Origin of the sequence: Streptomyces sp. CA2R106, from assembly GCF_037034245.1 — a bacterium.
In the GTDB taxonomy this organism is placed as follows: Bacteria; Actinomycetota; Actinomycetes; order Streptomycetales; family Streptomycetaceae; genus Actinacidiphila.
Window position 1 is genome coordinate 40,391 of the sequence record NZ_JBAGKC010000038.1, and the last position, 15,297, is coordinate 55,687.

The window sequence follows — 15,297 nt, forward strand, 5'->3', positions numbered from 1 at the left end:
CCGGGCACCCCGGAGGGGAAGCCACCCACCGGCAGGTGGTCCCTCGGCCGACAGCACGGGGGCACCCCGGAGGGTCCCGTCACGGCAGCGCACACTTTGGGGATGGAAACGACGGAGCAGCTACGGAAGCGGCGGCGGGCGGCCGTGGAGGCGTGTACGCGGGTACTGAGCGACGGCCACGACCGCACCCTGCGGGAGTGGTCGGCGCAACTGGCGCGGGACGCGGAGACCGCGGGCGTGGATCTGGACGCACCCGCGGACATGTACGGCGACGGCGTCGTGGCGGAGTTGGAGACGCGGGTCGCGGCACTGCTGGGCACGGAGGCGGCCGCGTTCTTCCCGACGGGCACGATGGCCCAGCAGGCGGCGCTGCGGGCGTGGGCGGGGCGGACGGGCAGCTCCGTGGTGGCCCTGCACCCGCTGGCGCACCCGGAGATGTACGAACGGGACGCGCTGAGCACGGTGAGCGGGCTGCGTACGGTGCACCCGACGCGGGAGCGGCGGCTGCCGGAGGCGGACGAAATTCGCGACCTCGGCGAGCCATTCGGCACGCTGATGCTGGAACTGCCGCTGCGCGACGCGGGGTTCGTGCTGCCGACCTGGGAGGAGCTGGAGGCCACGGTGGCCGCCGCCCGTGAGCGGGACGCGGTCGTGCACTTCGACGGCGCCCGGCTGTGGGAGTGCGCCCCGCACTTCGGCCGGGAGCTGCCGGAGATCGCCGGGCTCGCCGACAGCGTGTACGTCAGCTTCTACAAGTCCCTGGAAGGGCTCTCGGGCGCCGCGCTCGCCGGCCCCGCGGACTTCGTGGCGGAGACGAAGGCGTGGCGGCACCGCTACGGCGGCCAGATCGCGCACCAGTTCCCGGCGGCGCTGTCCGCGCTGGCCGGACTGGAGCGGGTGCTGCCGCGGCTGCCGGAGTACGTCGCGCACGCGAAGACGGTGGCGCGGGCGCTGCGCGAGGGCCTGGCGGACGCCGGGGTGGCGGTGCCGCTGACGCACCCGGCCGAGCCGCACACCCACCAGTTCCAGATGTGGCTGCCGTACCCGGCGGACGCGCTGGACGACGCCGGGCTGCGCATGGCCGAGGAGACCGGCACCAGCCTGTTCGGCCTGCGCCGCTTCTCCGAGCCCGGGCCGCCCGGGCTGTCGATGGCCGAGGTCACCGTGGGCGAATCGGCCCTGGAGTGGACGGAGTCCGAGGTGCGGGCCGCCGCGGCGGAGTTCGCCGCACGCCTTCGCTGAACCCCCGGAAGCGGCCCGGTCGGCCGGGCGGCCGGGCGGCCGGGTGGTCAGCCGGCCACCCGGATCAGGAGCTTGCCGGTGCTGGTCCGCGACTCGACCAGTGCGTGTGCCCGCGCGGCCTCCTCGAGGGGGAACTCCGCGCTGACGGGGAGTTCCACGCCGCCCTCGGTGACGGTGTGGAACGCCCGGTCGGCTATCAGCCGCAGCAGCGCCGGGTCCGAGGCGGCCAGCGACAGGATGGAGAAGCCGCCCACCGACAGGGCGGGCGCCATGACGTCGGCGGGGCCGACCTGCCACGACTCCTCCCCGCCGGCGTTGCCGAAGGAGATCAGCCGCCCGAACCGCGCGACCACCGCCTGTGTACGGCGGAACGTCTCGCCGCCGACCGAGTCGAGCGCGATGTCCACGCCGCGGCCGCCGGTCGCCGCCAGCACGTCCTGGTCGAAGGTGTCAGCGGTGAACACCTGGTCGTAGCCGGACTTGAGGGCGTGCTCGGCCTTGTCCAGGCTGGAGACGACCCCGTAGACCGCGCTGGCGCCGCCGGCCCGGGCGAGCTGGCCGGCGACGGTGCCGACCCCGCCGGCCGCGCCCTGCACCAGGACGGTGTCGCCCTCGCGGAGCCTGGCCACCTCGTGCAGCAGGGCGTAGGCGGTCGGCAGGACGCTGGGCATGGTGGCGGCGGTGCGCAGGTCGACGCCGCCGGGCAGCGCGAAGACCGCGGCGGCGGGCGCGTCCACGATGTCGGCGTAGCCGCCGCCGTCGAGGAAGGCGGCGACCTCCTGGCCGGGGGTGAAGCCGTCGACGCCCTCGCCCACCTCGCGGACCAGGCCGGAGACCTCCAGCCCGGGCCGGTGGGGCAGGCCGGTCACGCGGTAGCCGATCGTACGGGCCAGGATGTCGGCGAAGTTGACGCCCGCGTAGGCGACGTCGATGGTGATCCGGCCGGTTCCGGGGTGCGGCTCGGGCACGTCGGCGAGGGTGAGGACCTCGGGGCCGCCGAACTCCTCGATGACGATGGCGCGCATGTGGTGCTCCCCCTAGCTGGTCGGCCACCCTGCCGAGGTGGTGACGGCGCGGCGCCGGCGGTCGGTCCGTGGCCGGTACGGGTGGTGCCGGTGGGTCAGTCGGTCGGATTGCATTCTTCCCCCTGAACTCCCCCGCACAGCACGGTTGTTCCCGACCTTCACCGGAAGATCACCTTCCGGGCGCGCCGCCGCCGGCCCGGACCAGGCCGGACTCGTAGGCGAGCACCACCGCCTGGACCCGGTCGCGCAGTTCGAGCTTGGTGAGGATGCGGCCGACGTGCGTCTTGACCGTCGCCTCGGACAGCACCAGCTTCCTGGCGATCTCGCCGTTGGACAGGCCCTGGGCGACCAGCAGCAGCACCTCGCGCTCGCGGTCGGTGAGCCGGTCCGTCGCGGCGGCCCCGGCGGCCGGCTCGGGCGAGGTGGGCAGCATCGGGGTGAAGCGGTCCAGCAGGCGCCGGGTGGTGCTGGGGGCGACGACCGCGTCACCGCTGTGCACGGCCCGGATCGCGGTCAGCAGCTCGTCCGGCGGCACGTCCTTGAGCATGAAGCCGCTGGCACCGGCCTTGAGCGCGGTGAAGGCGTACTCGTCGAGGTCGAAGGTGGTCAGGATCAGCACGCGCGGGGGGCCCGGCTCGGCACGGGGCGCGTCCGGGGCAGCACCGCGGTCCGTCGTACCCCGGTCAGTGCCGCGGTCCGTGGTGCCGCGGTCGCCCCCGCAGATCCGGCGGGTGGCCTCCACGCCGTCCATCCGCGGCATCCGCACGTCCATCAGCACCACGTCCACGCGGGTGTGCCGCAGCACCTCCAGCGCCTCGGCGCCGTCGCCCGCCTCGGCCACGACTTCCATGTCCGGCTGGGCGGCGAGCACCATCCGGAAGCCGGTGCGCAGCAGCACCTGGTCGTCGACGAGCATGACGCGGATCGCCATCGGATCGGGTCCTTTCGGGGACTTGCGGGGACTTCCGGGACTTGCGGGGAGGGGGCGAGGCGGGGGCGGGGAGGGACGGGGCAGGTGCGTACGGGCAGCAGCCGGGGCGGGCCGCGGGCCTCACCCCGCGCCGCGCAGCGGCAGCACCGCGCTGATCCGGAAACCGCCGCCGGGCCGCGGCCCCGCGGTGAGGGTGCCGCCGACCATGCCGATGCGCTCGCGCATGCCGATCAGCCCCTGCCCGAGCCCGTCCTGACCGCCCTGCGCGTACAGCTCCTGCCGCGCGCCCCTGCCGTCGTCCTCGATGAGCAGGTCGAGCGCGGCGTCCCCGAAGCCCAGCAGCACGCTGGCGCTCGCCCCGTCGCCGCCGTGCTTGCGGACGTTGGTCAGCGCCTCCTGCACGATCCGGTACGCGGTCAGCTCCACGCCGCTGGACAGCGGGCGGGCCTGCCCGGCCACCTCGAAGCGCACCGGCAGCCCGGCGCCGCGCACCTGGTCGATGAGGTCGGCGAGCTGGTCGACCCCGGGCTGCGGGACGTACTCCCCGCCCGCGTCGTCCCCGGCCCGCAGCAGCCCGAGCAGCCGGCGCATCTCGGCGAGCGCCTGCCGCCCGGTGGTCGAGATCGTGGACAGCGCCTCCTTGGCCTGGTGGGGCGCGGCGTCCAGCACGTAGGCGGCGCCGTCGGCCTGGACGACCATGACCGACACGTTGTGCGCCACCACGTCGTGCAGCTCCCGGGCGATCCGGGCCCGCTCGGCGGCCACCGCGGCCTTCGACTGGGCCTCGCGCTCGCGGTGCAGCCGCGCGGCCCGCTCCTCCAGCTCCGCGTAGTACGCCCGCCGGGTGCGCAGGCGGTCGCCGATCACCCAGGACAGCGCGTAGATGACCGTCAGGAAGAACGTCTGGAGCAGCGTCGTCCACACGGTGGAGTACTCGCTGTGCTGGGGCCAGCGGAGCATCGCCAGCGGGCCGGCGGCCAGGCCCCCGGTCAGGGCGAGCCGGGAGGACCAGCGGGCCCCGTTCGACGCGCAGGTGTAGATGATCACCAGGAACGCGATGTTGCTCGGGTTGGGCTGCACGTTCAGGGCCAGTTGCAGCAGGCCGACCGCGAACGCGACCAGCAGCAGCCGCTCCGGCGCCCTGCGGCGCAGCGCGACCACCGCGCACAGGGCGAAGGCCAGCGGGACCGCGAGGTAGCGCTGCGACCAGTGCAGCGAGTCGTCCACCATGATCCACAGCGCGCACAGCATGAGCAGGACGACGGCCCAGAAGCTGTCGACCCACGTCGGGTGTCTGCGGAGGAACTCGTAGACGCGCTGCACATAACCCAGCGTAGGCACGGCTGAGCGTCGCGGGGTCAGCCCGCAGAGCGATCCCCGCTACTCCCCAAGGTGGACCTCCGGTCCGGCCCGCCGCCCCGTGGCCGCCCTCCGCGGGCGGCGGTGCCCCGCGGGCGCCCTCCGCGGCGAGGGCAACCGACAAGGGGCGCGGGGAACTGCGCGCCCAGCCACTTCCGGTGGCGCGCCGGGCCCGCAGGCCCAGCCCCCGCGGCGGGTCTCCGGACCACCGGCCGGCGACGGCTGGTCGCGCAGTTCCCCGCGCCCCTGAAGGGTGACCGTCTTCCGCGGAGGCACCCCGGGGGCGGTTCGGCGCCGGCGTCAGCCGGCCCTGCGGTGGTTGGGCCGGGAGGTCGCCCGGGAGCGCTTCTCGACGTACATCCGCTGGTCGGCGGAGTGGAGCACTTCCTCGGCGGTCATACCGCAGCCGGCCCACCCGATGCCGAAGGAGGCGCCGACCCGGACGGCGCGGCCGTCGACGCGGATCGGGGGGATGATCGCGTTGCGCAGCCGCACCGTGAGGTCGGTCGCGTCGGCGGGGGCGAGCCCGTCCGCGAGGACCACGAACTCGTCACCGCCCAGCCGGGCGACGGTGTCGCCGTCGCGGACCGCGCCGGTCAGGCGCCGCGCCACCTCGATCAGGACGGCGTCGCCGGTGTGGTGGCCGAAGCGGTCGTTGATGGACTTGAAGCCGTCGAGGTCGCAGAAGAGCACGGCGAGGCCCTTGCCGGCGCCCTCCTCGTCGTTCTCGTCGGGCGCGACGGTGTGGACGTGGGAGTCGAAGGAGAGCGGCGCGGCCAGCTCGTCGGGCCCGTAGCCGTAGCTGAAGGCGAACCCGTCGCCGTTGCCGTCGGGCTCGGGGGGCAGCCCGGAGGTGCCGGCGGCGGAGCGCTCCTGGGGCTGGGAGCAGAGCCGGGCGGAGAGCCGGGAGCGCAGTTCGGCGCTGTTGGGCAGCCCGGTCAGGGAGTCGTGGCTGGCGCGGTGGGCGAGCTGGAGCTCCCGGCTCTTGCGCTCCTCGATGTCCTCGACGTGGGTCAGCAGGAAGCGCGGCCCGTCGGTGGTGTCGGCGACCACGGAGTTGCGCAGGCTCACCCAGACGTAGCTGCCGTCGCGCCGGGCGAGCCGCAGCTCGGCCCGGCCGCCCTCGGCGGAGGTGCGCAGCAGGACCCCGACGTCCTCGGGGTGCACCAGGTCGGAGAAGGAGTAGCGGCGCATGACGGACGCGGAGCGCCCCAGCAGGCGGCACAGCGCGTCGTTGGCGCGCAGCAGCTTGCCGTGCTGGTCGCCGCCCATCTCGGCGATGGCCATGCCGCTGGGGGCGTACTCGAAGGCCTGCCGGAAGCTCTCCTCGCTGGCCCGCAGCGCCTGCTGGTCGCGCTCCAGCCGGACCAGGGCGCGCTGCATGTTCGCCCGCAGCCGGGCGTTGCTGATCGCGATGCCGGACTGGAAGGCGTACATCTGAAGGGCCTCGCAGCCCCAGGGGCCGGGGTGGCGGCCGCTGGTGGGGCGGTCGACGGATATCACCCCGATCAGCTCGCTGCCGACGGTCTGGGAGGCGTACATGGGCGCGTAGAGGCGGTCGCCGGGGTGCCACTCGTCCGGGAAGCGCGGCGGCGGGCCCTCGGTGTGCCACTGCGGCACGTCGTCGTCGACGAGCACCCAGCCCTCGGTGTGCGGGATGAAGCGGAGGGTGCCCCACTGCTCGCCCATGGCCAGCCGGCGCTCCCAGGAGCTGCGCGAGCCGACCCGGCCGGACAGCAGCGCCTCGCCCGCGGCGCTGCCGGCGAACGCGGCCACCACGAGGTCGCCGTCGGGCCGGACCAGGTTCACGGCGGCCAGTTCGTACCCCAGGCCGCGTACGACGCCGTCAGCGACCGCCTGGAGCGCGTCCGCGAGGCTGCGCGCGGTGTTGAGGTCCGCCACGACCTGGTGGAGCTGACGCAGGGTCGCGAGACGGACGTACGGCTCCGACTCGGTGTCCATGCCTGGCGACCTCCCCACGGTCAGATGGCAAATCCAGCGAGGTTTCCCATGCTCCGGCCGCCGTAGCGACCGCGCCGTAATTCACAGTCTTCCAATTACAACGCAACTGAATCACAGCGAGCTGTGCAGTCGGTACACAGGGTCAACAATTCATGCCTCTTGTGACTCAAGTCACACAGCTGGGTGGGCTGTTGGGGGCGGACCGCGGGCCGGAGGTCCTAGGACCCGGCACCCGCGCCGGATGGGACCCCCGCCCGATGCCGGCGCCCCCGACCGGCCCGTACCGTTGGGAGACGTGCCTCAGACTCCCCCCGGACGGCATCCTGGGACCACCATGGACCAGACCGTCAGCATCGACGACTTCCGCGCCGCCATGACACGCCTGTCGGCGGGCGTCGTCCTCATCACCGCGCACGACCCGGAGGACGGGCCGCGCGGCGAGGACGTCGGCATGACCGCGACCGCGTTCATGTCCGTGTCACTCGAACCCCCGCTGGTGCTCGTCAGCGTGCGGGTCGGGTCCCGGATGGAGGAGCTGCTCGACCGGCAGCCGCGGTGGGCGGTGTCGGTGCTCAGCGAGAGCCAGCGGCACATCGCCGGGCGGTTCGCGATGCGCGGGCGGATCAGCGACCGGCTGCTCTTCGAGGACGTGGCCTACTACCGCGGCGAGGCGTCCGGCGCCCCCGTCCTCGGCGGTGCGCTGGCGATACTCGAGTGCGAGACCCAGCAGAGTGTGGTCGCCGGCGACCATGTGCTCGCCATCGGGCGGGTGCTGACCGCGCGGACGCCGAGCGCCGAGGGCGGCCCGCTCACGTACTTCCGCGGGCGCTACCGCTACCTCGCCTGATCTCCGCGCACCCGCGCCGTTCGCGCCTGCGCGCGGGGCGTTCCTGTCGGGCGCGGGGGTCACCGGGCGGCCCGGGCGCGGACGGCGGGCCCGGGCGCGGACGGCGGCGGCTCAGTCCCAGGCTCCGCTGCGGCCCTTCTTCGTCTGGCCGCGCTGCTTCTTCTCGCGGAGCCGCTTCTCGTTGATCCCCCGGGGGATGCGGGTGGGGCGGCGCGCCTTGGGCGGCGGGGCGGTCGCCTGCCCGAGGATCGAGGCCATCCGGGCCGCGGCCGTCTCGCGGTTGCGCCACTGCGAACGGTGCTCGGAGGCCCGTACGGTCAGCACACCGCCCACCAGGCGGCCCGACAGCCGCTCCAGCGCCCGCTCCCGCCACACCGGCGGCAGCGACTCGTTCGCCGCGAGGTCGAACCGCAACTCGACCTGGCTGTCGCTGGTGTTCACATGCTGGCCGCCGGGTCCGGACGAGCGCGAGAAGCGCCATATGAGCTCGGACTCCGGGACGGAGACCGAGCCTCGGATGATCAGTGGCCCGGGCATGTCTCCATGGTCGCGCGTCCGCCGCGCCACGTCACGGGGATTTCCGGCGGGAGCGGAACCGTACGAACCCCGCGCCGCGTTCAGACGGATGACGGTACTTTCGTCCGCAACACCTACGACCACACAAAGGGGACTTCCCATGGCGGTAAGCCTGACCAAGGGCGGCAACGTCTCGCTGACGAAGGAGGCGCCCGGCCTGACCGCCGTCACCGTCGGCCTCGGCTGGGACGTCCGCACCACCACCGGTACGGACTTCGACCTCGACGCCAGCGCGATCGCCGTGAACGCCACCGGCAAGGTCCACTCGGACGGCTTCTTCGTCTTCTTCAACAACAAGCAGAGCCCGGACCAGACCGTCGTGCACACCGGCGACAACGTCACCGGTGAGGGCGAGGGCGACGACGAGCAGATCAACGTCAACCTCGCCGCGCTGCCGGCCGATGTCGACAAGGTCGTCTTCCCGGTGTCGATCTACGACGCCGAGACCCGCAGCCAGAACTTCGGTCAGGTGCGCAACGCGTACATCCGCGTCCTCAACCAGGCCGGCGGCGCCGAGATCGCCCGCTACGACCTCAGCGAGGACGCCGCCACCGAGACCGCGATGGTCTTCGGCGAGCTGTACCGCAACGGTGCGGAGTGGAAGTTCCGTGCCATCGGGCAGGGTTACGCGTCCGGGCTGGCCGGCATCGCCAGCGACTTCGGCGTCAACCTCTGACCGGACCCGGCTCCAGGGGCCCCGACTTCGAGGGCCCAGGCGCCAAGGGCGCCCGCTCCGACGGCTCCCCCGCCCGGCAACGCCGGTGCGGCGGGGGCCGTTCGTGCGTTCGCCCGCCTGGACGCCGCCCGCATGTGCGGGTTGTTCGCTCACAGCGAACGAGGCCGAACCGGGGCGGGTCAGGGCGCGTACCTGGGAGAACGCCCCGGCGCCCACTCACCCGCCGCACCGCCCTTGGGAACTCCTTTACGGTCGGGAGGAGTTCCCGGTACGGAAACAGCGACGCACCGTACGACCGCAGCGCGGCCCCGTACCGTACCGACACACGCTCAGGAGAGACGCCATGGCACTGTGGGACCGCTTCAAGGCATCCGCCCAGGACATGCAGACCCAGCTCACCGCCAAGAAGAACGACCTGAAGAGCGGCGCCTTCCGCGACGCCAGCATGGCGATCTGCGCGCTGGTGGCCGCGGCCGACGGCAACGTGGCGCCCGAGGAGCGGCAGCGGGTGGCCGCGCTCATCGCCAACAACGACGTCCTCCAGAACTTCCCGGCCGACGACCTCCACCGCCGTTTCGAGGACTACCTCAACCGGCTCGCCGCGGACTTCGAGTTCGGCAAGGTGGCCGTCCTCCAGGAGGTCGCCAAGGCGAAGAAGAAGCCCACCGAGGCGCGGGCCGTGATCCAGATCGGTATCGTCATCGGCGGTGCGGACGGCGTGTTCGACAAGTCCGAGCAGGGACTGGTACGCGAGGCGTGCTTCGCGGTGGGCCTCAACCCCGCGGAGTTCGACCTCTGACGCGGGGAGGGCCGGCTGGATGCCGGATGAGGAGGACCAGGCACTCGCGGTGTACGAGGCACTGCGCCGCTTGGGCAGCGCCGAGCCGGCGCTGATGGGCGACGCGGCGGACCTCGACCAGGAGCAGGCCGCCGCGGCCCTGCGCCGGCTCGACGCCCTCGGCCTGGTCCACAGCAGGGCCGACGGCCAACTGGAGGCGGTGGAGCCGGACACCGCGCTGGTGCGCGCGATGGACATGTACCACCGCGCCGCCGAGGACCACGCGAGCCGGGCCGAGTCGCTCTACGAGGCGACCCAGGCCCTGCTCTACACCTACCGGCCCGCCGTCGAGCGCGTGTCGAGCAAGGTGGAGATCGAGTCCATCACCGACCCCCGCGCCAAAGTGCGGGTGGTCGCCGCCATGAACGCGACCGCGCAGAACACGGCCGACTCGCTGCATCCGGGTCCCATGCCGCCGATGGAACTGCTGGAGCTGTCCCTCGAGCAGGACACCGAGATGCTCAAGCGGGGCATCCAGATGCGCGCGATCTACACGCAGAAGATCCTGCAGTCGCCGAAGCACCTGCGCTACCTCGAGCGGCTGTCCGAGGCAGGCGTCAACGTCCGGCTGATCGACCACGCCCCGTTCGACATCCTGCTCCAGGACCGCGACGTGGCCTGCCTTCCGGCGGACCCCTACCACCCGGGTGGCTCGCCGATGCTGCTGGTCCGCAGCACCTGGCTGGTCTGGCCGCTCCAGGTGATCTTCGAGGACTACTGGCTGCGGGCCGTGCCGCTGGCGGACGCGGTGTCCTCCAACTCCGGTACGACGGCGTTCACTCCGCAGGAGCAGGTGGTGATCCGGTTGATGGCCACCGGGCTGACCGACGACCAGATCGCCCGAAAGATGGGGGTGCACCGGCGCACGGTGCAGCGGGCGGTGTCCAAGCTGATGGACCGGCTGCATGCCGGCAGCCGCTTCGAGGCGGGGCTGAAGCTCGGGCAGGACCCGGAGTTGGCGCGGGCGCTGTCGCCGAACAGGAACCGCGGGACGGGGGCAAGGGGAGCCGCCGGGGGCGGCGACGCGCGGGTTCCGGGCGGTGCGGGCACTCCAGGTAGGGGCGGCGACCGGCCTCCCGCCACCGGCTCCCCCATGTGACGGGGCTGCCGGCCGACCGGCGGTTCCCCCGGCGTTCGACGGAATGACGCGGGCCACGGCTTACGCGCCTGTCCCCGCGCAGTGGACGCGCGGGGACAGGCGGTGCGGGGCCGTCGGGCCGGAAGGCCCCGCATGGCGGCCACCGAGGATTCCCCCCCCGGGAGACCGGGCGAGCAGACCGGTCGTACCCTCGGCGGCGCCCGGCCGCAGCGATACGGGGAAACCGCGGCCGGCGGCGCCCTGGGCGCCTGGGCGACTTCGGGGACGGGGAGTCACGCCGCGAAGTGCCGTGATGAATTGATATCCGAAAGGCCGTGCGGTGCCTAGCGCCCTTTTGTCGCCACTGACCCGGACACATGGCGCCAACCCCGCCACGACCTGGGCATTCACCCGTCAGCAGGCGGTGTTGTCCAAAAAGCGACACGTGCCAATATGGACACCCGAACCCCGTCGTGCCGACGCGGTCGCGCGGGGTTTCGGCGGTGGGGCGGGCCCTCCGCGCGTCCCGCCCGGAGGGACGGGGCGCGCGGGGGCGCGGGTGGAACGGGTGTGCGGGTAGAGCGGGGGTGCGGGTGGGGCGTTGCTCAGCTGGGCAGCTTCCAGTTCTGCGCGGCCGAACCGTTGCAGCTGTACAGCTGGAGTTGGGTGCCGTTGGTCGTGGACGAGTTCGGGTCGTCGAGGCACAGCCCGGACTCCGGGTTGACCAGCGAGCCGTTGGCACCCGCGGTCCACTGCTGGGCGCCGCTGCCGTTGCAGGTCCACAGCTGGATCAGGGTGCCGTTGGTGGTGCCGCTGTGGTTGGCGTCCATGCACTTGCCGAGGGTGCGCAGTGTCCCGTCGGAGGCGACGATCCAGTCCTGCGCGTAGGTGCCGTCGCAGCCCCATATCTGGACGTGGGTGCCGTCGGCGGTGCCGGACGTCGCGTCGTCGACGCACAGGTTCGACGCGACGGCGGAGGAGAGCGGACCGATCTTCGGGGAGGCCGGCGCGGTGGTGTCACCGGCGTACGACGGCGGGGCCGCGGACGCCCCGGTCGCCCAGGAGGTGTTGGCACTGGTACCCAGGGTGAAGTCCAGGGTGCCGCCGTCGGTGATCGCACTGGTCGGGGCGTAGGCGTTGTTCCAGGCCGAACCGTTCCACGCCGCGGACTGCACGTACGGAGCGTTGTCGGCGGCGCCGTTGCCGTTGACGGTGAGCGTCTTGCCGGACGGCAGGGTGACCACGGCCTGCGTGAACAGCGGCGAGCCGAGGGCGAGGTCGGACGTGCCCGGGGTCTCGGGGTACATGCCGAGCGCGGCCCAGACGTACCAGGCGCTCATCGCGCCGAGGTCGTCGTTGCCGTCGGCGAGACCGCCGGGGGTGTTCGACCAGATCTGGTCCTGGATCGCCCGCACCGTGCCCTGCGTCTTGTACGGGGCGCCGGTGTAGTCGTACTCCCAGGGGAGTTCGATGCTGGGCTCGTTGCCGACCCAGGCGTACCCGTTGGCGCCGGTGAAGCTGCGCAGCGTGGTGTCCAGGTAGTCGTTCATGGCGCCGTTGCCGCCCTTGGCCTTGGCCAGGCCGGCGACGTCGAAGGGCACCATGCCGGTGTAGATCCAGGAGTCGGCCTCGACCATGTCGGTGCCGCTGGTGGGGTCGAAGCCGCCGGTCCACGAGCCGTTGGCGTTGCGCGGCTCGACGAACCCGGACGCCGGGTTGAGGACGTTGCGCCAGTCCTGCGCGCGGTTGGCGTACGTCTTCTGGTCCCCGCTGTCGCCGAGCGCGCCGGCGAGGGCGGACAGCGCGAAGTCGGCGGTGTTGTACTCCAGGGTCGTGGCGACCGGGCCGTAGAAGTTGCAGCAGCCGTAGCTGCCGTCATGCGGCATGTACCCGGGCGAGGTGAGGTAGTTCAGGCCGGGCCGGTCGTTGTTGGTCTTGCTCGCCTGCGCGACCAGGTCGGTCAGGGCTGCGGAGGTGTCGAACTGGGTGGCGCCGAACGCGTGGTAGTCCGCGATGATCGCTGCCGCGGGGTCGCCGACCATGACGTACGACTCGCCGTTGTCCTCCGACCACTTCGGGAAGATGCCGGTCTGGGCGTAGTCGTCGACCATGGACTGCGCGGTGTCGGACGCGGCCTTCGGGTCGATCAGCGCTTCGAGCTGGGCCTGGGAACGGTAGATGTCCCAGCCGGAGTAGTTGGCGTACGCCGCGCTGTGGCCGGAGTCCACCGTGTGCGTCTTGCCGTCGAAGCCGTAGTACTGGCCGTTGGTGTCACTGATCACGTTCGGGTGCAGCAACGAGTGGTAGAGCGCGGTGTAGAAGCTCTGCTGCTGCGCCGAGGTGCCGCCAGCGATCTGCACCTTGCCGAGTTCGCTGTTCCAGGCGCTCTGTGCGGCGTTCCTGGTCGCGTCGAAGTCCCAACCGCTGTTCTCCGCCGTACGGTTGGCGACCGCATTGGCGACCGACACGTACGACACACCCACCTTGGCCTGCACGACCGGGTTGGAGGTGGTGTTGAACGTGACGTAGCCGTTCGACGCGGACGCGTCCGGCGACACGCTGTCTGCCTTGGGCACCGTACCGTGCAGAACCGGCTTGTTGGGCTGCTCCGCGGCGTTCTTGGACGCCTTGCCCGACGTCTTCGGAGTGGTGGCCGTGGACTTCACCGCCGAACTGCCCTCCGAGGCGAACGGCTGGTCGAAGACCATGTCGAAGTACACCGTGTAGGTGTTCCCCGCCCCGCAGAAGTGGCCGCTGGTGACCTGCCCGCTCACCTCGGTGCTCGAGACCTTGGTGAACTGCGTCGCCGAATCGCCGTTCTGGCTGCCGGTCAACTTGAAGACCAGGTTCGACTGCGTGCTCGACGGGAACGTGAACCGCGCCATCCCACTCCGTGTGGTGGCCGTCAGCTCCGTGGTCACCTGATTGTTCAACGTGACCTTGTACGACCCCGCGGACGCCGACTCGTTCGCGTGCGAGAACGCGTCCGTCGCCCCGGTATTCACCGAACCCACCGTCGGCAGCACCGGGATGTCACCGGCCGCTCCGCACCCCGGCCCGGAGATATGGGTCAGGCTGAATCCGGTGATCGACGAGTCGTTGTACTCATAGCCGCCGCCGGACGGACGCGACGGCGTGTCCGGGCTCCACTGCACCATGCCGAAGGGCACATCCGCGCCCGGAAAGTCGTCAGCCTGGTTCGACGTCCCGATCAACGGGTTGACCAACGTGGCCGGCGACGTGACCAGCGCGGCCTTCTTCCCGGCCGCCGACGCGGGGGTGCACATCCCGGCCACAGCCAACGCCGCAGCCGCGAGCACGCCGATCACGGCAGCTCCGGGTGGTCTCGACAGTCGTGTCATCGCGGTTTTTCTCCTCTGTTCGTAAGTACGGCAACGTCGTCCGCTTCACGGGAGCGCAACTCCGGAGTCGTGAGCGGGATAGGACAACGTTGTCGAGCCGTGCGGAGGTGGAACGCGTACCGATGAGAGTGCGTACATGGGGGGACTCCGGGGCTCAGGGGCGCCCTACGGACGCCGACGAGAGGAGAGCGCTCTCGGCGAAGTTAGCCACCGGGCAGGGACACGTCAATGACGTCGGCAAGCGGTCGGACCAATGAGGGAATGGGGGCCGTGGGAGGGGCTTGGGGGCCCGGGCGGGTGGGGTGGGTGCGGCGGGGGTGGGGCGGGGGGGCGGGCTGCCTGGGGCGGGGCAGGGACAGCGGGGTGCGGGGTGCGGGGTGCGGGTGGGAACGGGCGACCCGGGCGGTGCGGTGCGGTGGGTGCGGGTGAGAACGGACGACCCGGGCCGGGGCCACGGCGGCGGTACTCCGCGCGGCGTGCCGGGGGAGGCGGCGGCGGAGGAGCTGTGGAAGGCGCCGGTCGAGGTTGGCGGAGGGCGCCGGTGGAGAGCGTTGGCGGAGCAGGTTGATGCGGGGGCAGGCACGGGGTGGATGCCGCGCGCGGCAACCTCCGTTATCGGAAGTGCCGTTGGCGTTTCGGGGCGCGTGGGGGGCAAGCCGGGCGGGGCCGGGGCACCATCGGATGTATTCGGGGTGGGAACGGGGGGCGGGCGGGGAGGGCTGGACGGAGGGGCGTTGTCAGGGTTCGACCGGGATATGGCGAGCTGTTTCCACGTACGGGGCGCCCGTCCACCCACTCGCGTGGGCGCCTGGAACTGGACGGCTGGACACGTGGACGCGCGGGCGCCCGGCAGTTGGATGCTGGACGCGTGAGCGCGTGAGCGGCTGAGCAGCCGAGCAGCTGAGCGCGTCAACGAGGTGCCGATAAGCGTGAGTCGACCCTGAGCCGGACGAAGCAGGGCGCCCTGGGGCATGAGTTGGTGGGGTTCGACGACGAGGGCGCCCGGGCACAGGCGACTCCCGTAGATGTCGAGCCGTAGTCGTTGGCCGGTTTCCGGCCCACTATTGGCTGTGGGCAGCCCACCTTGCCGCTCAAGCCTCGTCCTTCGTCAGGGTAGGGCCCGGGCACACGCACTCGCGGAGAGCCGCCGGTGGTTCCAGGTAGTGTCCTGGCGGCGTCCCGGGTATAGGGGAACCCGCGGCGGACGGTCGTCCCGATGACCTTGAAGACCGGGTGCGCGTCTTCGTCACCTCCAGCGGCCGACCTTGGCTCTCCCCTATACGCGAGCGGTTCGTTCGCGGTGGGGCGGTCGGGGGTGAACATCGCGGCACTCCAGCCGGGCCCTACGCCGCTCTCGACCGTCCCGTGCGCGAATGCCTCGATCTGCTGAGCCTTCATCAC

At 72.3% G+C, this 15,297-nt stretch carries 11 protein-coding genes; 5 read left to right on the top strand and 6 right to left on the bottom strand.

Going from position 1 to position 15,297, the window contains the following annotated elements; translation table 11 throughout:
- Positions 1 to 102 precede the first annotated feature (102 nt).
- Complete coding sequence (locus WA788_RS32365) at positions 103 to 1,242, top strand: threonine aldolase family protein (RefSeq protein WP_335983614.1); 1,140 nt, start codon at positions 103 to 105, stop codon at positions 1,240 to 1,242.
- Positions 1,243 to 1,289: 47 nt separating this feature from the next.
- Here the strand turns inward: WA788_RS32365 and WA788_RS32370 are convergent, their stop codons facing one another.
- From WA788_RS32370 to cdgB, 4 genes are all read right to left on the bottom strand, one after another.
- The gene (locus tag WA788_RS32370; protein WP_335983617.1) at positions 1,290 to 2,267 is read right to left on the bottom strand and encodes a quinone oxidoreductase family protein; all 978 of its coding nucleotides are present in this window, start codon (positions 2,265 to 2,267) and stop codon (positions 1,290 to 1,292) included.
- A gap of 169 nt (positions 2,268 to 2,436) precedes the next feature.
- Positions 2,437 to 3,198 (bottom strand): response regulator transcription factor, encoded by a 762-nt coding sequence (locus WA788_RS32375; protein ID WP_335983621.1) that lies wholly within the window; start codon positions 3,196 to 3,198, stop codon positions 2,437 to 2,439.
- A 120-nt stretch (positions 3,199 to 3,318) separates the two neighbouring features.
- Complete coding sequence (locus tag WA788_RS32380; RefSeq protein WP_335983624.1) at positions 3,319 to 4,521, bottom strand: sensor histidine kinase; 1,203 nt, start codon at positions 4,519 to 4,521, stop codon at positions 3,319 to 3,321.
- Positions 4,522 to 4,857: 336 nt separating this feature from the next.
- Positions 4,858 to 6,519 carry a diguanylate cyclase CdgB gene (gene cdgB, locus WA788_RS32385; RefSeq protein WP_335983627.1) on the bottom strand — a complete coding sequence of 554 codons (1,662 nt, stop codon included), beginning with the start codon at positions 6,517 to 6,519 and terminating at the stop codon, positions 4,858 to 4,860.
- 334 nt (positions 6,520 to 6,853) lie between these two features.
- Between cdgB and WA788_RS32390 the strand changes: the two genes are divergently transcribed.
- Positions 6,854 to 7,366, top strand: coding sequence for a flavin reductase family protein (locus tag WA788_RS32390; protein ID WP_335983630.1), 513 nt, complete (start codon positions 6,854 to 6,856; stop codon positions 7,364 to 7,366).
- 111 nt (positions 7,367 to 7,477) lie between these two features.
- Here the strand turns inward: WA788_RS32390 and arfB are convergent, their stop codons facing one another.
- A complete protein-coding gene (arfB, locus tag WA788_RS32395) occupies positions 7,478 to 7,903 on the bottom strand; it encodes an alternative ribosome rescue aminoacyl-tRNA hydrolase ArfB (protein WP_335983633.1) in 426 nt (141 codons plus the stop codon).
- A 139-nt stretch (positions 7,904 to 8,042) separates the two neighbouring features.
- Between arfB and WA788_RS32400 the strand changes: the two genes are divergently transcribed.
- From WA788_RS32400 to WA788_RS32410, 3 genes are all read left to right on the top strand, one after another.
- Complete coding sequence (locus WA788_RS32400) at positions 8,043 to 8,618, top strand: TerD family protein (protein ID WP_335983636.1); 576 nt, start codon at positions 8,043 to 8,045, stop codon at positions 8,616 to 8,618.
- Positions 8,619 to 8,961: 343 nt separating this feature from the next.
- Positions 8,962 to 9,417, top strand: coding sequence for a tellurite resistance TerB family protein (locus WA788_RS32405; RefSeq protein ID WP_335983639.1), 456 nt, complete (start codon positions 8,962 to 8,964; stop codon positions 9,415 to 9,417).
- Positions 9,418 to 9,436: 19 nt separating this feature from the next.
- Positions 9,437 to 10,555, top strand: coding sequence for a helix-turn-helix transcriptional regulator (locus WA788_RS32410; RefSeq protein WP_335983641.1), 1,119 nt, complete (start codon positions 9,437 to 9,439; stop codon positions 10,553 to 10,555).
- 584 nt (positions 10,556 to 11,139) lie between these two features.
- Here the strand turns inward: WA788_RS32410 and WA788_RS32415 are convergent.
- Positions 11,140 to 13,896 (bottom strand): lectin, encoded by a 2,757-nt coding sequence (locus tag WA788_RS32415; RefSeq protein WP_335983642.1) that lies wholly within the window; start codon positions 13,894 to 13,896, stop codon positions 11,140 to 11,142.
- Positions 13,897 to 15,297 lie beyond the last annotated feature (1,401 nt).